This is a genomic window from Thalassolituus sp. UBA2590 (assembly GCF_002339775.1).
In the GTDB taxonomy this organism is placed as follows: domain Bacteria; phylum Pseudomonadota; class Gammaproteobacteria; order Pseudomonadales; family Oceanobacteraceae; genus Thalassolituus.
In genome coordinates, this window is the sequence record NZ_DDKU01000153.1 from 1 (window position 1) to 21,698 (window position 21,698).

Sequence of the window (21,698 nt, forward strand, 5' to 3'; positions counted from 1 at the left end):
AGCTCAGCTGGATAGAGCGCTGCCCTCCGGAGGCAGAGGTCAGAGGTTCGAATCCTCTCGGGCGGGCCATTAAATAAAAAAGGCTCCTGAATTCGCATGCAACGCGTGCTGATTCAGGAGCCTTTTTTATTTAACCGCAAGTCTGAGAAGGACGAGAACCTCTGATAGGTTCGACTCGGAAGGAGCTTGCGACTGGAGAGAACGGAGGAGCCTGCGACGACGGTCATCCTCCGGGCCATTATTCCCTTTTGTTCGAAGCGACGCACTTCAACTTCACCACACCGTATTCATAGACACCGATGCCCGAGTTGGATGAGAACCTCTGATAGGTTCGACTCGGAAGGAGCTGCGACTGGAGAGAACCCTCTTTTCAAAACCAGGAGCCTGCGACGACGGTCATCCTCCGGGCCATTACCCCCCCCTCTGCCCGAAGCGACCTATTTCAATTTTCCGCTAGCGTAATCGAAGACGCCGATGCCCGAGTCGGACGAGACAAATCTGTATGGAACAGATTTGCGCGTAGCCCGCAGGGTGAGTATCAGGACGATACGAACAACCTCTGATAGGTTCGACAAATTGCCAGGAGCAATTTGGTCCGCGGCTGCGCCCGAAGGGGCGAGGGCAGGACGCCCGAGAGACAATCGCAGTGAGCCTGCGAACGGAAAGAACCCTCTTTTCAAAACCAGGAGCCTGCGACGACGGTCATCCTCCGGGCCATTGCTCCCCACTGCCTGAACCAACCTATTTCAATTTCTCAACGCGAAACTAAATAACCCTGCTGTTCTGAAAGTCGAATACTTACGTGGGTTCCTGCATTAAAGTCTATGGCATCTGACACTATGCCATCGGAAAACACCACCCCACCCTCCGGGACGTATGAAGACAGCACGAGCTTTTTACCCGGCTGAATACGCCCATATACGATGTCTGTTGATGTTGTGTTCGACCGGAAAGGCTCTCGTACACCAAACATCAGATCCTGTGCAGCCCAATCACCAGCAAAAGGAGCAATCTCTTTGCCACTGATACCTTCAGCGCCAGCGATCAGGCTCGACATCCAACCGGTTGCTCCCAGACCTGTCGATACAATCACTCCTGATGATGACTGGTTTTCTTTCTGGCCGTCCAGTTCAATACAATAACGCACCGATACTGGCAGTTTAGGGCCAATATAAAAGTCGTTAACCGCCAACATCGACTGGCCGTCGTTAAAGTCTGCACGGGCCAGGCTGACGCTTTTAATCGTCATTTCATCAGAAGCAATCAGGCTTCGTACTACAGCACTGACGTCGCTGGGTGAGAACGGCAGAAGTATTCCATCAAACACTTCTGGCAATGGATTTACAGCAACTAATGGCTGCCCCTGAAGATATTTCAGTACATTCGCCACCAGCCCGTCCTGACCAACAACCAAAGGAATATCATCTGGGCCGAAAAGAAAATTCGGTAAGAAGCTACGCTCTAACGGCTGAACCCGCCCAAGCGAGGCAAGCTCTCTGGATATATCCCGTATTACCGATTTCATTTCGCGATCTTCTTCGTCGTAGTCAGCAAATGATTGACTACGACTTTCGAGATAAAAGCGCACCTGTTCCCGCGTGTTATAACGTCTGATCAACTCATCTAATCGCGTATCGCGATAGATAAGAATGATCTTACGCTCACTGATACGGTTCATGGCTTCCTCCTTTACCAGCGGTCAATGGCCGGCCTTACGACCGGCTCCGTTGCATCAGACCTTCCAGTAAATCTGGCGTGATATTCAGCTGACCAATTTTGCTGGCGTTACCCGCGAGTCCTTTGAATGCCTGAGCGATAATACGGTCTGGCTCCATGCCGGAATTCGAGATCGCTTCAACAAGCGCAGGGTCGAGCTTCGACAATGCCAGCATCATCTGCTCGATACCGTAGGCTTTAGCCTCTCCCTGTTTCTTCTCGTTTTCAGTCGCCATATCGACCAGTTCTTTTCGTTTCACTTCAAGGGCCACATCCGCATTCATCTGTTCTTGCTGAATCTGGCGTCTTTTTTCCTGCAATGCGCGCTCTGCTTCAATCTTACTTTCACTGATCTCGCGACGCTTTTCTTCCACCGCTAACTCGGTACGTAACTCGCTTTCTTTGATCGTCCGTTCCTGCTCGATTGCGGATTTGCGTCGCGCATAGATCGCTTCATCCGCTTCACGCAGCAGCTCTTCCCTTGCCGCAGTTTCTAGCGCTCTGGCCGTCTCCGGCGCTGGGCGAATCGCCTGGATCGATAAGTCCACCAGCTCAATGCCGAGTGTTTCAAGGGTATTGGAGGCTGCCATCTCGGTACGAATCAGATCAACCAACTGGCGTGAGGCCCCAAGTGCATCCTGCAATTTCAGAGTCTGTATTTCAGACCGTGCAATAACCTGAGCAATATTCAGCACACGATTACTGAGCTTCTCCGGGTCTTCGCTGACATAGCCATTCGCGCTTTTATTCAACGAATAGTTCATCATCCCCGATATCTTTTCCGGATCACTGATACGGAAAACCAATTGCCCCTGTACCGATACTTCCTGATAGTCTGCGGTGGTTTCTTTCATAATAAACGGGGTTTCCTGCGTTGCCATTGGGACGGCAACCAGCGTTGTACCGGGTTCAAAATATACGAAGGATAACCCCCGCCCTTCTTGTTTTATTGCGCCTTTTCGATAGCGAAAGACATACGTCGTTGGTTCTGCTTTGTAATATCGGATATTCAACATGGTCAGTACTCCTTTACTGTTTATTGTTGCGCTGCACGCGCTCGGATTTCATCAAACGTGATCTGATTGAGCATGTCGCCATTGCGATACACTGTGATCAATTCGTTCTGTCGATTGCCAAGTTCAGATTCACGAACCGTTTGATAACCTTCATCGTCACGAACCAATGCAAGGCGACCACGTTTCGAGCGCTTGCCCGGATCAGTAATCGGATCTTTATATACATCTCGCCATTGACCATTGATACTGATCGCTGATGCCTTCATGGCAAACTTCTGGGTGTCACGATTTACTTTCTGAAGCAACTCGCCTCCCATACCAAAAGCGATGTTTTCGGCGCTGATTTTCCGTACTTTGAGCGCATCGAGAATCGCCGCGATAGATGCTGCATTAACACCATCGCCCTGAATCAAGCGAACGCAGTCTGGCAATACCCGATAACCCATTGCATTTACGCGATAGCCGAACTTCGCCATTAAACGCTCAATGGCTTCAGGAACGATCTCCACCGGCTCGCCAGAGTCAGGGCGTACTACCAGGGTACCGCCCATGGTTTCAACCTGTTCTTTCAACTCGCCGCCCCAGATATTGTCGATGGCATTCCAGATATCATAGGAATCACTAACGACGGCAACTAAGCGCCCTTCGCCGCCGAACTGCGCGATCATGTTGGCGTAAGCGTCGGATTCGCCGTCTTTGCCCCAGCTCGTGATAGTGCTGTGTTCCGCCGCTGGTATCGAAAAACCCGCCATGTCCACTCCGTACGCACGACGTGCTGCGATAATGCCGGAAAGTGTATCGGTACCCGAAAAGTTAACTAAGTGTGCAGCGCCACCCAAAGCGGCTGTCTCTTCAGAACTCGCACCGCGGGCGCCAAAGTCGTGCAGTTTGAATTCAATACCGTCAGTGCTGCCGGCAGTGTCTTCCATGTAACGGGCAATAATGTTTCGGCATTCTTTCGATACCGTAGCAACCGTTGTTGGGTACCAGACAGCGCGGAGCAGTGCAGTTTCAATGTAGCTGGTCAACCAGGCACATTTAGGGTCGGTGTTAATGACCTGAACCATGACGTTACCGGTCGGCAACATAGTGCCTTCTTTCACCGCCTGAATTTCGAGCGGTAAGTAACCGTTATAAGTCTCGAGAATGTATTCCCAACCAGCGCGGTTAAACGGAACACCGTGTGCGGTGAAAACTGCATCAGCTTCATCAATATCAGCCGCGGTTATTGGCGTGGTCAGATATTCTTTAATAAACGCCTGCAGGCCGAAGAAGAGAGTCTCGCTGTATACGCCACCACGGGACTCGATGTAGCTGGATACAAACTCGGCACCCTGTGGGTACTGAGCAAAGTGAGAGGCTTTGTAAGAATCGGTATTCAGAATCAGGTTTTTCATGACGGAGCTCCTCCAGTCGTTTTATGAAACAACGCCGGTCTATCCAGTGTTGTTGTTCGTTGTCAGGTAGCGGTTCCCGCTGCCGATGAACACATAGTGGCGTACAGCCACTATATTGTCAACAAAAAAATCCGGAGAAGCTTCCGGATCTTTTCACAACCCCGCTCTGGCAGTGCCGAAGCAGTGCTCAGCCGGTACCCAGCATGTCCTGAATCACAAAATAGTGATCTTCGAACATATCCTGAGGTTTCAGGTCTCCCAGCGGCACCCAGCACGCCTGGCGAGCATCATCACTGCCCTTCACTTTCGGTAGCGATGCATTGGGTTCCAACTCAATATAGAAAGCGTGAGTGATAGTACGCCCACGGGCAGAACGATAAGGATCATCAAACACCGCCTGCTTACGGATAGAGCCTTTTAACACTGGCGCAGGGACTTTAAGGCGCGTCTCTTCACGTAACTCCCGCAGGCAGGCATCCAACAAACGCTCATGCGGATCAACAAACCCGCCTGGCAGAGCCCACAAACCTTTGCCCGGATTCGCGCGCCGCTCAACCAGAAGAATATGCCCAGACTGCACCAATACTGCGTCCACGGTTACAAAGGTCGGAGCATAAGGAGCTGCCTCCCAGGCCGTTTTATACTTGTGAACGAAGGCGATTTCCTCACAGATCTGTGCGTAGCCTGGGGAGGACCGGCTGAACTCATCCAGCCAGCTAACCACAGGGGCTGGCAGCAGTCCGTCATTGATCATTGCGCCCAACTCCTGCTCTTTCCCCTGAGAGAAGAATGCTTCACGGATAGGCGTTGCGCTGATGCTTCGATAGTTATCCACACCAATGCTCTGCCACTGCGGAAATAAACTGAGATAAAAGCCCGTCTGATCTTTCTTATGGCCGATCAGCGCGATCTTTGCAGGTTTATGAGGCGTCGAATAGTGAGCGGTTACCAACCCTGAAACTGTGGTCTGCACGTTACGCACCCAGACTTCATCGTTGTACGGCACATCCATCAAGGGAACGCAGATCAGACGCTGGTTTTCATCTTCTGACAAGCAGGTACGAATCATATGTTCACGCTCACTGTGCAACCAGGGGTTACGCGGATTCCGAGCCTGCCAGGACGAACCAATCAGCACGATCAGTTTGTCAGCCTGCTTTAATCCGGACTGGATGACCTGTAAATGCCCCTGATGAAAGGGCTGAAAACGGCCAATAAAGACCGCAAAATCGAATTTCTTGTCTATCGGCATACAGCAAGCTCCTTGCCGTTAATAATCTTACTGCCGGTCTATCCGGCATGTGAGTCCACCATCTAAATTGATCTTATCGTGGATAGCGCTGTATTATTGGCTAATCGCCACTATTGTCAAGTAACTCTCATGCCCGAATCACCTGAGCAGTCGTCCCTCGATAGCTATAACCCGAAAGAGTTCGATACCCCAATTTACTCAGTAGATATAGCTATTTTCACCCTCCATGAGGGCCAACTAAAAGTGCTTATGGTGGAGCGCAACGAATACCCTTATAAAGACTACTGGGCACTGCCGGGTGGTTTCGTTGACTTGAAGAAAGATAGCAACATTAACGCAACAGCCCGCCGGAAGCTGGTATCCAAAACCGGCGTCGATGCCCCATTACTGGAACAGGTGTCGACGATCGGCAATGCCCACCGCGATCCCAGACACTGGAGTATTACCACACTCTACATGGCGTTAATCCCATACGCACCGACCGCTGAGTTTATTGAGGCAGTGAATGAAGCGCGCTGGTTTCCAATAGAAGAAATCGAACAGTTACAACTCGCCTTCGATCACTCTGAACTACTTCAACTCGCTAGGGAGCGCCTGAAAAATAAGACGGCTTACACCGTATTACCGATACACGTTCTGAAACGCCCGTTCTCATTGTCGCAGTTACAGAAAGCGTTCGAGCTACTTATGGATACGGAATTAGAAAAGAAATCGTTCCGGCGAAGACTGTTGAACGCCGACGTATTAAAAGAAGTCGGAGAAGGTATACCAGACGGGGGCAAAGGTCGCCCCGCTGCACTTTACGAACCCGCAGATGGCTCAGAGAACCATCTGTTTGTTCGTGTATTTGGAGACTGAAGACAATCAGCCCGCCATTTTCTCCGCATGACTCTTCAGCATTCCTTCACGGGTGATAAAGCTGATGATGTCGTTCAGGCCTTCGATGTCTGTGCGCAGATTCGAGAACACATAAGGCTTCTCGCCACGCATACGCTTGGTATCGGAGTCCATAATGCTCAGGTTCGCACCCACCAGCTCAGCCAGGTCGATTTTATTAATCACCAGCAGGTCTGACTTGGTAATACCCGGGCCGCCCTTGCGTGGAATCTTCTCGCCCGAAGCTACGTCGATCACGTAGATAGTGAGATCCGCCAGTTCAGGGCTGAAGGTTGCCGAAAGGTTGTCACCGCCACTTTCAACGAACACCACATCCAGATTACCGAATTTCTTTGCCAGCGTTTCTACCGCCGCAAGGTTCATCGATGCGTCTTCACGAATCGCAGTATGCGGGCAGCCACCTGTTTCAACCCCCACGATACGCTCTGGCTCCAAAGCTTCCGCCTGAGTCAGGATACGCTGGTCTTCTTTGGTGTAAATATCGTTGGTTACCACAGCAATATGATAGTCGTCGCGCATGGCTTTACACAGCTGCTCTAACAGTGCAGTTTTTCCTGAGCCCACCGGGCCGCCAATACCAACACGGAGTGGAGATTTGTAATCAGCCATTTTTATTTCCTGTTTTATCAATTCTTTAATTCTGGTTTTTCCCGCTATTTTTATGAGCGGAACAAACGACAATATTGTGTTTCATGCAGACTGCTGGCAATCGCTTGCGCTGGTGAAGAAGCCCCGATGTCATCATCTTCAACATCGAACGCCTCCTCACAGGCCGTACTCAGATAATCCGTAAAGCGGAACAGTACCCGCTGCCCATCACTCTGCCCTAGGGGAATAAGCTTAACGGCACCAATAACCATATTCTCAAGCCAACTCCATAGGTACCCTCTCAGCATATCTTCGCGGGATATATTCCACTTGTAGCAAGCGAGTGCGAAGCCTGTGAGCTGGCTGATATCCATAGCACCGCGCCAGACCGGGTCACTTAACTCTGGCCAGGCAGCGGCTTCAGGCAGCTTATCCAGCAGAGCAGAAAACGCCTGACCCCGCTGCTGTTCTTCTGCGCGCAATTCACTGGTTTCCCGGCAGGAAAGAAGATAGGCCGACCAGTCATGGCAACCCTGCGCATCTTTATTTTCAATGCAGTCTGCGATACGTAGAAGCAGGGGTAGCTCCATCGTCACCATGGTGCCGCTGAGTACAGAATCCAGCCATGCATACAGGCTTTCTGCATCTTTAATCCAGCCACTTTCTACGGCCCATTCCATCCCCTGTGAATAAGTGAATGCGCCAATAGGCAATGACGGGCTGATCAGTTGCTGCAAGCGAAAGTAGGCTGCGGACATAGCGTATTACTTGTCTGCGTTCTCAGAATTCGCACGCGCTTTCTGGCTACGCACAAACATCGCCACACCACTACCGATGACCAGTACAGCGCCAAGCAACATCAACAAGTGGTCGGCATCAAATAGAGAGTGATGCACCAGACCACCCAAAGATTCGCCGGAGTGATCACCTTCGTGCGCGAATGCAACAGTAGACATTGCAGAAGCCGCGAGGCCAGCCAGTAATTTTTTCATTTCAAATCTCCAATCGATATTTCAACCACTCGCATTCAGTGCGAGTGGCTATGTGTATGTGAATGGTCATCATGGTCGTGCCCATGGTGGTGATGCCCACCGCCCTGCTGATAGGCGCCCGACTCAGGCTCAAAAGGAGCCTGCTCACAGATCACCTCTGCAGCTTCGGAGGCACCCGGCAGCTGACGCACCATATCTTCAAGGACATGATCATGCTGGAAGCGCAACCAGCCAGACTCGATCTGCAACGGAACGTGACGATTACCCAGGTGATAGGCGATTTTTGCCAGTAACAGAGGATCTGCACAGCGAACAGTAGATACCGTTTCATCAGCAGCCACTACTCGTACCAATATTCCCTGCCCATCAGTAATGATGTCACCACCACGCAGCAGAGTACCGCGTTCTAAAAATAAGCCGGCTTCAGCGCCGTCTTCCAGCGTTACTCGCTGACGACTCTTAATGCGCAGATCAATCGGGAGGCTCAGTGTTTTCGCTGCAGATAAATCTGCGTGCGACACTTCGTGAGCGGTTAATTTTTTAATCAGTTCAATCATGTTTTTCTTCAATTTAAAAAAGCGGCTTTGCCTTTAATTAGAATAAAAAGTATCTCTGCGCCATAGGCAATACTTCCGCAGGTTCACAGGTCAGCAACTCACCGTTCGCACGCACTTCGTACGTCTGAGGGTCGACCGAAATATCCGGCTGCCAATCGTTAAGCACCATGCTCGCTTTGGTTGCAGTACGGCAGCCTTTCACCACACCAATCAGGTTTTTAAGGCCTAATTTCTCTGGCACACCGGCATCCAGCGCCGCCTGAGAAATAAAGGTCATGCTGGTTGCGTTACGGGTTTTACCATAACTACCAAACATCGGACGGTAGTGGACAGGCTGTGGCGTCGGAATAGACGCATTCGGGTCACCCATTTTGGCCATCGCAATAAAGCCGCCTTTCAGAATCAGGTCGGGTTTAACACCAAAGAATGCCGGGCTCCAGACCACCAGGTCAGCAAGTTTTCCGACTTCGACGGAACCGATTTCGTGCGACATACCGTGGGCAATGGCAGGGTTAATGGTGTATTTCGCGATATAACGTTTTACCCGGAAGTTATCATGAGTTTCCGGGTCTTCAGGGAGATTGCCACGCTGTACTTTCATTTTGTGCGCAGTCTGCCAGGTACGGGTCACCACTTCGCCAACACGCCCCATCGCCTGAGAGTCTGACGAAATCATCGAGAATGCGCCCAGGTCGTGAAGAATATCTTCCGCAGCAATGGTTTCAACACGAATACGTGACTCAGCAAAGGCAACGTCTTCTGGAATGCTTGGATCAAGGTGGTGACACACCATCAGCATATCGAGGTGTTCGTCTGCTGTATTTACAGTATACGGGCGCGTTGGGTTGGTTGACGACGGCAACACATTAGACAGCCCGGCGGCTTTAATAATGTCCGGCGCGTGACCACCACCCGCACCCTCAGTGTGGTACGTGTGAATGGTACGACCTTTAAATGCAGCAATGGTGTCTTCAACAAAACCCGACTCGTTCAGAGTATCGGTGTGAATCGCGATCTGGGTGTCGGTTTCTTCTGCCACCGTGAGTGCGCAGTCAATCGACGCTGGCGTTGTTCCCCAATCTTCGTGCAATTTAAGACCAATCGCTCCCGCTGCAATCTGCTCACGCAGACCTTCAGGTTGACTGGCATTGCCCTTACCCAGAAAACCAAGGTTCATCGGAAATTCGTCAGCAGCTTCAAGCATGCGCGCCATATTCCAGGGGCCCGGCGTTACCGTTGTTGCGTTGGTGCCTGTTGTCGGGCCTGTGCCACCTCCCAGCATGGTCGTGACACCGGATGCCAGTGCTTCTTCGATCTGCTGTGGGCAAATAAAGTGAATATGAGAGTCGATACCACCCGCCGTGACGATCTTACCTTCTGCGGCAATCACGTCGGTACCCGGACCAACTTCAATGGTGACGTCCGGCTGAACATCTGGATTACCGGCTTTACCAATGGCGGCAATACGCCCACCTTTAATACCGATGTCTGCCTTATAAATTCCGGTGTAATCGATGACCAGAGCATTCGTCATGACACAATCCATGACTTTTTCTGAGGTGCTTTGTGATTGCCCCATGCCGTCACGAATTACTTTACCACCGCCGAATTTTACTTCATCGCCGTACGTCGTATAGTCGTTCTCAACTTCAATCCAGAGTTCAGTATCCGCAAGGCGCACTTTATCGCCCTTTGTGGGCCCGAACATATCGGCATAGGCCTGACGCGAAATCGTTTTATTGCTGTCCGTCATTACAGGTCTCCCATCACTTTGCCCTGGAATCCATACACTTTCCGTGCACCGGTATACTCAACTAATTCCACCGTTCGCGTTTGCCCCGGTTCAATGCGGACTGCGGTTCCCGCAGGAATATTGAGTCGGTAGCCGCGGGTCTTTTCACGATCAAATGTCAGTGAATTATTCACTTCGTAAAAGTGATAGTGAGATCCAACCTGAATAGGACGATCGCCCGTATTCGCCACTTCTATTTCTAACGTCTGACGACCTTCATTGAGTGTGATACTGCCTTCCGCAGCCTTAACTTCACCAGGTATCATTGCGTGCTCCTCAATCCGTTAAACTGCCGTGATCAGACAATAGGGTTATGAACAGTGACTAACTTAGTACCATCGGGGAAAGTCGCTTCGACCTGCACTTCGTGAATCATTTCGGGTACACCTTCCATCACGTCATCGCGGGTAAGGAGAGTCCGGCCATGCCCCATTAATTCAGAGACAGTCCGACCATCACGAGCGCCTTCCATAATCGCCGCGGTAATAAAGGCGACGGCTTCCGGATAATTCAGTTTTACTCCCCGAGCCATACGACGCTCGGCTAACAGAGCAGCGGTAAAAATAAGTAACTTGTCTTTCTCTCTTGGTGTCAGTTCCATAAGTCTGCCTGTCAGGTATTCCAGATTCGCGGAATTTCCGCCCCTTTATTTAATACTTTCTGGCGCAGCAGTTGCCACACCGGAATCATTAACGACTGCATTTTTTCAGTGCTGATGCCCAGCACTCTCAGAACAATCAGATCATCCAGCAGGGTCAGCCCAGCAGGAAGTGGGCTTTCCAGCTTCGTCTGCGCCTCAGCGAGAACATCGCGGCAGGCCTCCAGTAGTGCTTCAGTACCGCCAGTCGCCACAAACAGCCCCTGCATCGGATAGTCCCGCAATCCTGCAGCCGCACTGAGATGCTTAGGATCAGAGACCAACAGGTGATCGCTCAACAAGGGCCGTCCGTTGCGTCGGACAAAAAACTTCGAGTGCACCTTGCCATGCAGAAAGCGTTCTTCATTAACCGGCCGCCCGAAGCAGCTGATTTCCCAGCCCATGAAATGAGCATCATCCTCAAGATCGATCTGAGTTTTTGCTTTCACTTTGGCGCCGGTAAAGAAAATGCTCTCCTGAGGGAACCATTCCAGTGCACAGCCTGCACCAATATGAAGCACCTGTGTTACATCCGCGGTCGCGCCTGCACTCAGATAGAACTTGGTAGCTCCCGGCGTAGTAAACAAACCATGAGCGTTCTGACAGCATTCAATATCAATCGATAAGCCATCTCCGCCCACAACGCCGCCCGGTGGATGCAGAAGATAAATGTGACTGGTTTCGCCCTCAGGGTAGAAGGGGCGCTGCACGCGGAGGGGGCCATGGTGCGTCAGACCAGCCATCACGGTTCGCTCGCCTCGCTTTTCAAGGCGCATATTCATCTTGGCTTGCCAGCCGGGTCGAACGTTTTTTACAGCCTGCAACATGGTCTGAATCAGGTATCCACGATTGTATTCACTTTATTGTGCACTAACAGAGCAAAATGCAGGCCAGATGCACCAAAAAGAGAAGCCTTTGAGTACCAGGGCTTAATAACTCGGCAAGAAGTCAGAAATGGGTGGGAAGTGAAAGGCCAGAACCCTGGGTAAGGAGCTGTTCAAGAGTAGCAGCCGACATCGCTCCCATACGGCCATTCAGCAGCTTACCCTCCTTGTTAAATACGAGAGTCACAGGCAAAGCGCTCTGGCCAAACCAGTGCCCCATACGTCCTTCCATATCGAGCCATAGGTTATCAAACTGATACCCCTCCGCTTCGATAAAGGCTGCGACCTCAGCCTTGCTCTCCCCCTGGTTGAGCATAACAAAACGTACATGTGGGTAGGCTTGCTGGGCTTGTTCAAACACTTCCATTTCAGCCCTGCACGTCGGACACCAGGTCGCCCACAGATTCACAACCGTGACATTCGCAACATCAGACCTGAGCGGAAAAGACTTACCCGTCAGGTCGTTAAAGCTGTATTCCGGCCACAGATCTGGCGTGCTATGAGTGAATTTAAACAAGCTGAATCCTGCGCCAATCCATAGCAGAGCAATCGTTACCATGACGATTAGTGGCCTACGCCATGCTACTTCCCTTAGCAGCATGTGCCCGATACCCAGTGCGATAACCACCAGGAATGCGATGGGCTCGAATCCTCGGTCACGGATATCTACAATAGCGAATGCGGGTGTTTCCGCGGCAAAGTACTGATCGCGGTATTGGACGACGAATACCATGCGCGAGATCACCAATGCGACAAACACTCTCGAGATAATGCGATCAACCAGGCCGGGGATTCCGTCGGGTAAAACACGATTCGCAACGGCCATCAGCAATAGCGCGCTGAGGCCTAGAAAAGGAACCAGAGGGAAACTGACACCAAAGATCGAAAGACTGTTCAAAGTGCTACTCTGCGGCGCTTGTATAGATCAGCGATGCTTGTATTGAGTCGGGCAGTAGGCACGGTCGATACCTGCAGGCCGCAAAGCAAGATGCTTAGTGGCCCGGCCACTGACTCGTTTGCGCCACATGCGGAAAGATGAAGGCTTCATCTCTCTGCGCATAAGAACGATGACCTCTTTTTCTGGCAGCCCGAAAAGAGTTTCGATCGCCTCAAAGGGCGTTCGGTCCTCCCAGGCCATCTCAATGATTCGTGATATATCTTCTGCGGAAAAATGGCGATCGGAGCCTGTCACACTTGTTACCTCTCAACCTGCGTCCGCTGATCCATCACCCAATATCCGACGCAGAATCCTATTCACATCCGCACTCTGAAACGTCTTGCGGATATACCCTGCTACATCATACTCATCGGCGCGTTCCAGATCGCGATCAGCCTCAGATGTCGTCATAACCCAGACGGGGAGGTCGCGATAGGCTTGCAGCTCAACATTACAACGAAGCTTCTTCAAAAGCTCAAAACCGGATATGCGTGGCATATTTATGTCCAGCACAATGACAGATGACTTACTCAACCGGCCTTCGATAAGAAGGTTGAGTGCTTCTTCACCATCGTTCGCAACGATGAGCTTCGGCGGATTACTGACGCGTTGCAGCGCACGGCGTATCGCCATCACATCAACGTCGTCATCATCGACCAGAAATATTTCATCTATCTCAGACATCCGGTTGTCACCTTCAAAGTACTGCACCACAATAGCTTACCACTGCGTAAAACTACAAGAAGTCAGTGTTCGACTCACATGAGATAAGAGTCACCTGATAAAAGAGTTCACCGGAAGAAGTCACAGGGAGTCATCATGTCAAAGGAAACTCATTACCTCTACACTGAGCTCTCCAATAAACTGAGAGAAGATGCCGATCTGTTCGACTGGTTCGAGCTGGGCGCCACGGACGGTCTCTGGTATTGGGACCTCACAGACCCCGAGCAAGAGTGGCTGAGCCCCCAGTTCAAAAGAGTCTTCGGTTATAAAAACGACGAAATTCCACATACCTCAGCCTGGTGGCAGGAAAATATCTTCCCCGAAGATCTACCCGGCGTACTGGACAATTTTGAAAAGCATAAAGCTGACCCAAACCACCCCTACGACCAGGTCGTCAGATACCGGCACAAGGATGGCCACACTGTCTGGATACGCTGTCGCGGGCTGATCATCCGGGATGAGAATAACCAACCAACGCGCATGCTTGGCGCCCACACAGATCTGACTGAGCTGATGCGTGCCCGGGAGCAACTGGTTGCTATCGGTAAAGAACTCGAGGCCAGCCTTGAAGACGTCAGCGAAACCAACAAGGTTGTACTGGAAACTGCCGGCATCGGTATCTGGCTCTGGGATCTGACAACCGATCAGATTATCTGGGACGATACCATGCTTGAGCTCTATCAGCTCGATACTGACGGACAGGCCTTGCAGTACGAACATTGGCGCGGCGCGGTTCACCCCGATGATATCGAAGACATCGAACAGCGTATGCAAGCCGCGATCAAGGGTGAGCGCTTCTTCAGAACAGAAATTCGTGTGCCACTCCGTGATGGCAGCATTCGCTACATCAAGTCTGCTGCTGAGATTTTTTATAACGAAGCTGGCGAGCCACTACGAATGCGAGGTGCAAACTGGGACATCACAGAAGAAAAACTGAGGGAACAGGAGCTTGAGCGTTCCAATCGTGATCTCGAACGATTCGCTTATGTCGCTTCTCACGACCTTAAAGCACCTCTGCGTGGCATTCGCCAGCTAGCGTCCTGGATAGAGGAAGACCTTCCGGATCCACCTGAATCCGTCAAAAGTCATATAAGCATGATGAATAAACGGGTCGCCCGCCTTGAGCACCTACTCGAAGATATACTCACCTACTCCAGGTCTGGATCTGAGACTAACAACCCAACTGAAGAAGTGAATTTTGATTCACTCATTCGCGAAATATTCGAATCTCTTTGCCCTGATCGTACTCTTACACTGAACATAACAAGCATCCCCCCTCAAAGGGTACCGTCGCCCACCAAGCTGTCTCAGGTGCTACAGAACCTGCTGAGTAACGCAATAAAGCATAAAGGCGACAGCTCAGAACATCTGCTTGTCACGACAGCCGTAGATAAAGGTCGTGTCGTTATTGAGGTAATGGATCAGAACCCGCAGATACCCGAGGAGTATCGCCAGCGCATTTTTGAGATGTTTCAAACCTTACGCCCCCGGGATCAGGTCGAGGGCAGCGGCATGGGACTGGCCATAGCCGAGAGGCTCGTCAATAGCATGGGTGGCTCGCTGTCATACTACCCCGCCCCTGTAGATCAAGAAATTACGAATGTAAGATACAGCAATGTATTTTCGTTTACCTGGCCTCTGGAAAATACCTGAGCATAAAATCAGGTATCACTGGAAACGCTTAACTCTTCAATCGAAGCCTGAACTCTTCTGCGCTCGATAGCGTAGTCTATGCTTCTCACAATCAGCTGCGTAGTCAATTCGTCCTTATTAAGAAAATCGAATACTCCAGATTCCACGAAAGATGGATCAACATCGTCTTCAGAATAACCCGACATCAATACACACGGTGTGTTCAGCACATATTCACTGGCCTGATCAAGGAAGTCCTTCGCTGTCCCTCCAGGTAATCGATAATCCAGCAGGCAAACATCGAACTCTGAACTGCTCGCAGCTTTTACGGCCTCATCTATCTGACCAAACGTCTGAATGTTATAGGTACGATCACCTATATCGGTGAGCATCCGCTGAATACGCAACTGATCGACTTCGTCGTCTTCCAGCAATAGTACTGACAGCTCTGATCGGTCATGATCAATCAGTAACTGTGCACTGCCTTCCAGCACCACATCACGAAGCTGGCTCTGGGCTCGCTCGAGTGCAGCCTCAACAAAACGCTGACGCGATATATTCGTCAATGTAATAACAATACCGCGACTGATGCGGCCACCCGAATTGCGATAAGGAAGAATACGAACGAGAACAGCACTCTCAGTACGGGTATAAACCGCCCGTTCGATAGTTTCACCGTTAGTACTTACAGAGACAACATCGCTTATCAAGTCATGATACTTCAAATCATGCGAAATATGGTGAAAAGGACGACCGACATCATTCTCCATCAGGTGGATATACTGTTTCGCAACCGATGTAAACTTACGGATAGATAATGACTCATCAAGGAAAACAATACCGATATTCGTCGCATTGATGACACTATCAAGATCATCATTCAACTCGGTAAGCTGAGTGATTTTCTCCTGATATTCACTGTTAACGGTATACAATTCTTCATTGACTGACTGCAGTTCCTCATTAGTGCTCTGCAGCTCTTCATTAGCGGACATCAATTCTTCGTTCGCAGACTGCAGCTCCTCATTCGTGGTTTCCAGCTCTTCGATGGTCACCTGCAGGTGCTCCTGCTTTTTCACCAGTTCAGCCTCAAGATCCATGATGCGATGACGCGAACTTTCCTGTGCATCGAAAGAAACACCTGGCTTAGCAATGACCCGTTCTGCATTTTCATTAATCTGAAACTGAATCACATAGTTTGTTGAAGTCATGGGTGATTCACGGTCACCCGAACGTACAATCAACACAGACAGATTAAGATTAAGATCCTCGCCATCGTCGTCATGCAAAATAACGTCAGTGTAAAAGATGTCTTCCCGGCACTTTTCACAGCGATACAGAGCAGTCGAAACCGCGACAGATAAGTCCTCGTGAATAATATCGTTGATATTATTACTGACTTTTCCTGCTCCCATAGGGCGCACAAAGCGGCTGACATCACCATAGACATGAACAGCTTCAAAGGTATCGTTTAATACAATACATGCAGGCACAAACTCTTTTAACAGGCGGTCCTGCACCAGCGAGAGCGGGCCAGAAACAGCTTTAGATGCGCGAGTAACACTATTGAAAGGTTGCATTGATACCGGACTGGCCAACTTTCCGGTGAACGTAATACCTGGCGGTGTGCTACCAACAGGTACACGCTGATTCGATATCTTCTGGAATAGCTTATTACGGTCACTAACCTGATCGAAGTGCGACTTCAGGTCCCCCATACTTTCAGAGGGGCCAAGCCATAGATAACCCTTGTACCGAAGTGCAAAGAACAGCGACGACAGCACGCGCTTCTGAGCACCTTGCTGGAAATAGATCAATACATTCCGGCAAGTCACTAAATCAATATTAGAGAACGGAGGATCTTCAAGCATGTTATGCGTTGCGAAGATTACCGACTCCCTGATGCTACGGACAATCTGAAAGCCGCCGGGACGACCTTCAAAATATTTTTCGAGGCGCTCTTCAGAGACATCAAACTGAATGTCCTCGGAGTACAACCCCGTACTCGCTTCTGCAATGGCGTTTGAATCTACATCTGTTGCGAAAATACTGACTTTGCAATCAAGCTCTTCTTTTTCAATATATTCTCTGAACAGGATTGCCAGACTGTAAGCTTCTTCACCGGTAGAGCAACCCGCAACCCAGATACGTAGAGATTTGTCGCGCTCCATAACACTGGCGACCAAATCAGGGATCACCCGCCCATAGATGTAATCAAACACCTCTTCATCACGGAAAAATCGGGTGACACCAATCAGCAGTTCTTTACTGAGAATCTGCAGTTCTTTGGGTGACTCGAGCAATAGACGATGATAAGAATTCAGGCCATTAAGCTGATTAATCCCAAGGCGGCGCTCAATACGCCTGGCAACAGTAGAAGCTTTATACTGAGAGAAGTTAATTGATGACTGTCGCTTCAGAAGTTTGAAAATATCATCGTAAGCCTGATTATCTTCCTCATTTTCACTTCGTACAGGCTGTGCACCTGAGATATAGGGGTGTTGGAAGAAGCGAACTAAATTTTCGCCTATGTCAGTAGCCGGTAAGATCAGATCAGCCAGCCCTGTATTCAATGCACTGCGCGGCATGCCATCGAATTTAGCAGAATCTGGCTCCTGAACAATAACCAGTCCGCCCTCCTCTTTCAGCGACTTAATACCACGCGTGCCATCGCTTCCCGTACCAGACAAAACGATACCGACCGCTCGATGGCCATAATTCTGAGCGAGTGATTTAAAAAAGAAATTAATGGGCATTTGAGGTGGTGATTCTGGCATCGCATCCGTCAACAGAAGCTTGCCATCGGCGATCATCATGTTTTTTCGCGGAGGCATCAGATAGATGTGATCGGGGTATATCTCGGTAGAATCAGATATCTGCTGAATCGGCATATCGGAGTAGCGACTCAGTAATTCCGGGACCATGCTCTTGTAGTCAGGCGACAGATGTTGCACAACAATAAAGGCCACCCCTGTGTCTGAGGGTGTATTGGCAAACAAATCCTGAAGTGCCTCAAGCCCCCCAGCCGATGCGCCGATGCCAATGTAGTGAGTAGGGGATACAGCGTCGGGGGCATTGCTCATCTGGGTCCATCCGGGAGGTTCAGTTATCAGGGTTATTTCACTGGCAGCTCATCTAGAATACCTGAGATTTCGACTGGCTCAACAGGTGGTGAGAACAAAAAGCCCTGCTGTAGTACACAGCCTTGATCCAGCAACCAGTCACTGGTGTCTTTATCTTCAACACCTTCAGCAATAATCCCAAGTTCAAGCGACTCTGCCAGACTCAGGACAGCGCGCATAATTCGTTGCTTACTTTCGAGAGACATCAGGTCAGCGACGCACGACTGATCAATTTTGATACAACATATCGGCATCTTCTGCAGGTGCATCAGTGCCGAATACCCTGTACCAAAGTCGTCAAGATGAATACTGAAGCCCTGACGAGCCAGGCTATCTAATGCGACAGCTGCTTTGTCAGGATCAGCCAATAGGGCTTTCTCTTTCACTTCAAGGACAAACCAGGAGGCATTCAGATTGTATTTACGTACGAGGCGTATGATTTCATCGGTCAATTCATCATTCAGGAACTGTCTTTCTGACAGGTTTATTGATACTTTCAGGCCGTTCTCAAGCTGCTCTCGCCACTGTTGACTCTGCCTGAACACCTCGCCAAACAGCCAACGTGAAAAATCAATAATCAAACCGGATTCTTCAATCTGTTTGATAAATACCGAAGGGCTGACGTTATTACCGGCATCAGTATTCCAGCGGGTCAAAGCTTCAATGCCAATTATCGTACCGCTACGGGCGCTGAACCAGGGCTGAAAAACGATATTAAAGTCTTCTTCGACACTCGCCTTAACACTTTGCCTTAAACTCATCATCATATGAGCATCGCGATTAAGTTCTGACGTATAGAAGCGATACTGATTGCGACCCGACTCTTTGGCCTTGTACAACGCGATGTCGGCCTGTTTCAGAAATTGCTTCCGGTCAGTCATTTCCTCAACAACCGCAATGCCAATACTGCAGGTCACGTATACATTTTTCTCACCCAGACTAAAGGGCTCAGCCAAGGCTTTAAGCAATTTCTCTGCGACCATTTTTACCGCAGCCTGATTACTCAGGTGAGTAAGAATCACAGTAAATTCGTCGCCACCCACACGTGAAATGGTGTCCACTTTACGAATTTGATCCCGCAGGCGCTGGGCAACCTGTATAAGAAGGTCATCACCCGCATCATGCCCAAGGGTGTCATTGATATGCTTAAAATTGTCGAGGTCGATAAACATCAGGGCGACAGGGCCATAGCGCTCCGACTCTTTAAGCGCCGAAGTCAGGCGAGCGTGAAAACTGGTGCGGTTTGTAAGACCCGTTAACTGATCATGCTCTGCAATTTCGCGCAGTCGCTGCTCTTTTCTCAGGTAGTCGGTAATATCACTCTGCGTCATCAACAGACCATCGATGCCACCTGTTTCGTCATACAACATGCATGCACTGACCGACGCCCAGCGAACATCGCCCAAGGGCGTCTGAAACCTTACATCCCCGGTGTACCGCCCGTGACCGGCAGCTTCTTTTCTTACGCTGTCCAGAAACCGGTCACAGTCGAGCTGGTGTACCGCATTCACCCAGCCAACGCCCATCATTTCATCCGCTGTCATACCGACAAAATCACACCAGGTATCGTTAACATAGGTACACTCCCAGGCCCGATTCAGCTGCAGGATTCCGACCGGCGCAAGTGTGGTCAATGCGCGTAAACGCTGCTGAGTCTCTCGAAATTCAGACGCGGATCGCATTTGCTCTGAAATATCATCGATCACTATACCCCGGCAGTCATTTCCGAAAAGTCCGCATGGAAACACCCGCAGGTCAGCCAGTTTCTTCGCTCCGTTAGTCGAGCGCACTGTGACGCCACGAATAACTGACAGAGCTGCCTTGCTATCGGCATTAGCTTTTAAAAGACCTGTGCCGTTAACCAAACTGACAATGGAGTAATCAAAAAACTGCTCTATCTGTTGTCCGATAATCTTATTTCGGGGAACCTGAAGCATCTCTGACGCTGCGCGGTTACAGCGAATAATGCCGCCACTTTCGTCGACAAGAATCACGCCGTCAAACAGCGAGTTGAACAACTTCTCCATCGACACTTCTGACGCCTTAGCCACGGGCTCCGGCCTGCCATGCTTCAATGCCTTCGACCAAGTCATTCTCAACAAACAGCAGGCAGCCGTGACGAACGGTCTTAGTCGCTCAGCGACCAGATTTTCTGGGTTTTCGGGCAGATTGCAGAGGTAAATCACCCCGTATAAGTTACGTACGTCCGCCAGTGGGATACATAGAACGTTTTCAATGGGATGATCACCATTTAATACCGGGTGGCCATCGGGCAGACCGTCTGCAGATGCGATAAAGCGTCCACTGCGAAACTGAAATAACAGGGCATGGGGAATGGTACGACTTGTTGCAATGGCCGGTTCAAGCTCAAAATCGCGGGCGAGACTGCCGTAGCCGGCGAGGTCCCAGTGAACGTTTCCGCCTTCCATGGGCTGAACTTCATAGACGTAACCAAACTCAGCCTTGAGTAAGTGTCCCAGCTCCTGTAAGCACCGGGACAAAATCGTATCCGCCCCCTGAGTGCTTAACAAAAGCCTCTCAAGATTCGAGATGGATTGTCTCAACTGATGATCGGTTCTACGGTTCACATTAGTCATCCCTTATAGCACTATCCCTGCTGGCCACCCTTCAATCGGTGGGGTCAACTTCCTCTGAGGCGTCACATCCCTGGCCACTGAACTATAGCCCGCGAATACGACATGTCCAGAAAGGCCAATAAAATAACGTACAATTACCGTATAACTTACATTACATTTCGGTCAACGCTACTCTGACACAGCCATGATCTACCCCATTACACGTAACGGGCCGCAGCATCGTTCTGCGGACGAATACATCTCGTTCCGTGAGGTACGTGAACGCTTCGGCTTCTACGCCGTCAAAACCGGGCGCTGGGTAACCGCCAGTGAACAACAGCAAGCTGCAGTGCATTTCTACGATGCACTCTGTGATCTTATGCACATCCTCGGGGTTCCCGAGACTGTGATTTCATTGAGGGGGTCTATCGCCCTGCACTTCGGCACCGGAGGCCGCCGAGGTGTAGCAGCGCACTACAGCCCTCAGGAACGTGCGTTTGCTCTGGCCAAGAATGCCGGGCCGGGGAGTATCGCCCATGAATGGTTTCATGCCTTCGACCATTACATTGCACAACAGGCTTTTGCCGACCTGCCTGCAAGCCGCTTTGCCTCACCAGAGTGGCTCAATCAAAAAGCCACACCAGTAGCTCACCCTCTCAACGATCTCCTTTTTGCTTGCTTCCGGGCAGTCATCCTCGACCCTACCGGCGACGCCCCTAGCGATCTTTTCAGCGCCTCAGCCAAGGCTGACCGTGCATCAGGTATTCTTTACTATTCTCGCCCGGAGGAGATGACTGCCAGAGCGTTTGAAGCCTTCGTTCAGGACGCGCCTATCAAGAATAACTTTCTGGTCAAAGGCACAAAAAAGTCACGTGAGGCCGAGCTGGGGTTATACCCTTCTGGCTCCCTGCGGCAGAGAATTAACCAAGCCTTCGCTCGCTATTTCTCTGCCCTTGGACAAGCGCTTTCTCCGCGTTGAT

20 protein-coding genes are annotated in these 21,698 nt (G+C 50.4%); 3 read left to right on the forward strand and 17 right to left on the reverse strand.

Features of this window, described 5'->3' with window-relative positions; translation table 11 throughout:
* Positions 1–754: 754 nt before the first annotated feature.
* The 4 genes from B2067_RS12865 to B2067_RS12880 form a co-directional block, all read right to left on the reverse strand.
* Positions 755–1,678, reverse strand: coding sequence for a sugar kinase (locus tag B2067_RS12865; protein ID WP_297533376.1), 924 nt, complete (start codon positions 1,676–1,678; stop codon positions 755–757).
* Between the two features lie 34 nt (positions 1,679–1,712).
* On the reverse strand, positions 1,713–2,732 hold the full coding sequence (locus B2067_RS12870; RefSeq protein ID WP_301377915.1) for an SPFH domain-containing protein: 1,020 nt from the start codon (positions 2,730–2,732) through the stop codon (positions 1,713–1,715).
* Between the two features lie 20 nt (positions 2,733–2,752).
* Positions 2,753–4,129, reverse strand: coding sequence for a nicotinate phosphoribosyltransferase (locus B2067_RS12875; protein ID WP_301377914.1), 1,377 nt, complete (start codon positions 4,127–4,129; stop codon positions 2,753–2,755).
* A gap of 187 nt (positions 4,130–4,316) precedes the next feature.
* Positions 4,317–5,381 (reverse strand): bifunctional nicotinamide-nucleotide adenylyltransferase/Nudix hydroxylase, encoded by a 1,065-nt coding sequence (locus B2067_RS12880; protein ID WP_301377913.1) that lies wholly within the window; start codon positions 5,379–5,381, stop codon positions 4,317–4,319.
* A gap of 129 nt (positions 5,382–5,510) precedes the next feature.
* Between B2067_RS12880 and B2067_RS12885 the strand changes: the two genes are divergently transcribed.
* Positions 5,511–6,239 carry an NUDIX hydrolase gene (locus tag B2067_RS12885; RefSeq protein ID WP_301377912.1) on the forward strand — a complete coding sequence of 243 codons (729 nt, stop codon included), beginning with the start codon at positions 5,511–5,513 and terminating at the stop codon, positions 6,237–6,239.
* Between the two features lie 6 nt (positions 6,240–6,245).
* Here B2067_RS12885 and ureG read toward each other — a convergent pair whose 3' ends face one another.
* The 11 genes from ureG to B2067_RS12940 all read right to left on the reverse strand — a co-directional run bounded on the left by ureG (position 6,246) and on the right by B2067_RS12940 (position 13,349).
* Entirely contained in the window at positions 6,246–6,887 is a 642-nt protein-coding gene (gene ureG / locus B2067_RS12890) for an urease accessory protein UreG (RefSeq protein WP_068437049.1), read from the reverse strand.
* Between the two features lie 50 nt (positions 6,888–6,937).
* A complete protein-coding gene (locus tag B2067_RS12895; RefSeq protein WP_068437051.1) occupies positions 6,938–7,624 on the reverse strand; it encodes an urease accessory protein UreF in 687 nt (228 codons plus the stop codon).
* A 6-nt stretch (positions 7,625–7,630) separates the two neighbouring features.
* Positions 7,631–7,858, reverse strand: coding sequence for a hypothetical protein (locus B2067_RS12900; protein WP_068437053.1), 228 nt, complete (start codon positions 7,856–7,858; stop codon positions 7,631–7,633).
* A gap of 35 nt (positions 7,859–7,893) precedes the next feature.
* Positions 7,894–8,415 carry an urease accessory protein UreE gene (gene ureE, locus B2067_RS12905; protein ID WP_068437055.1) on the reverse strand — a complete coding sequence of 174 codons (522 nt, stop codon included), beginning with the start codon at positions 8,413–8,415 and terminating at the stop codon, positions 7,894–7,896.
* Positions 8,416–8,452: 37 nt separating this feature from the next.
* Positions 8,453–10,168 carry an urease subunit alpha gene (ureC, locus tag B2067_RS12910; RefSeq protein WP_297533371.1) on the reverse strand — a complete coding sequence of 572 codons (1,716 nt, stop codon included), beginning with the start codon at positions 10,166–10,168 and terminating at the stop codon, positions 8,453–8,455.
* Positions 10,168–10,473, reverse strand: coding sequence for an urease subunit beta (locus B2067_RS12915; RefSeq protein ID WP_068437061.1), 306 nt, complete (start codon positions 10,471–10,473; stop codon positions 10,168–10,170). The genes ureC and B2067_RS12915 overlap by 1 nt, the downstream gene beginning before the upstream one ends.
* Positions 10,474–10,505: 32 nt before the next feature.
* Positions 10,506–10,808, reverse strand: coding sequence for an urease subunit gamma (ureA, locus tag B2067_RS12920; RefSeq protein WP_068437063.1), 303 nt, complete (start codon positions 10,806–10,808; stop codon positions 10,506–10,508).
* An 11-nt stretch (positions 10,809–10,819) separates the two neighbouring features.
* A complete protein-coding gene (locus B2067_RS12925; protein WP_301388708.1) occupies positions 10,820–11,626 on the reverse strand; it encodes an urease accessory protein UreD in 807 nt (268 codons plus the stop codon).
* Between the two features lie 166 nt (positions 11,627–11,792).
* Positions 11,793–12,626, reverse strand: coding sequence for a TlpA family protein disulfide reductase (locus tag B2067_RS12930; protein ID WP_301377910.1), 834 nt, complete (start codon positions 12,624–12,626; stop codon positions 11,793–11,795).
* Between the two features lie 27 nt (positions 12,627–12,653).
* Positions 12,654–12,920, reverse strand: coding sequence for a TIGR03643 family protein (locus B2067_RS12935; protein ID WP_301377909.1), 267 nt, complete (start codon positions 12,918–12,920; stop codon positions 12,654–12,656).
* A 12-nt stretch (positions 12,921–12,932) separates the two neighbouring features.
* Positions 12,933–13,349 (reverse strand): response regulator, encoded by a 417-nt coding sequence (locus B2067_RS12940; RefSeq protein ID WP_301377908.1) that lies wholly within the window; start codon positions 13,347–13,349, stop codon positions 12,933–12,935.
* A gap of 135 nt (positions 13,350–13,484) precedes the next feature.
* Between B2067_RS12940 and B2067_RS12945 the strand changes: the two genes are divergently transcribed.
* Entirely contained in the window at positions 13,485–15,041 is a 1,557-nt protein-coding gene (locus tag B2067_RS12945; RefSeq protein WP_301377907.1) for a PAS domain-containing sensor histidine kinase, read from the forward strand.
* Between the two features lie 8 nt (positions 15,042–15,049).
* Here the strand turns inward: B2067_RS12945 and B2067_RS12950 are convergent, their stop codons facing one another.
* Positions 15,050–18,103, reverse strand: coding sequence for a chemotaxis protein CheB (locus B2067_RS12950; protein WP_301377906.1), 3,054 nt, complete (start codon positions 18,101–18,103; stop codon positions 15,050–15,052).
* A 32-nt stretch (positions 18,104–18,135) separates the two neighbouring features.
* On the reverse strand, positions 18,136–20,643 hold the full coding sequence (locus B2067_RS12955) for an EAL domain-containing protein (RefSeq protein WP_301388710.1): 2,508 nt from the start codon (positions 20,641–20,643) through the stop codon (positions 18,136–18,138).
* Between the two features lie 280 nt (positions 20,644–20,923).
* On the opposite strand from B2067_RS12955, the gene B2067_RS12960 reads away from it, so the two are divergent.
* Positions 20,924–21,697 (forward strand): CLCA_X family protein, encoded by a 774-nt coding sequence (locus B2067_RS12960; protein ID WP_301377904.1) that lies wholly within the window; start codon positions 20,924–20,926, stop codon positions 21,695–21,697.
* Position 21,698 lies beyond the last annotated feature (1 nt).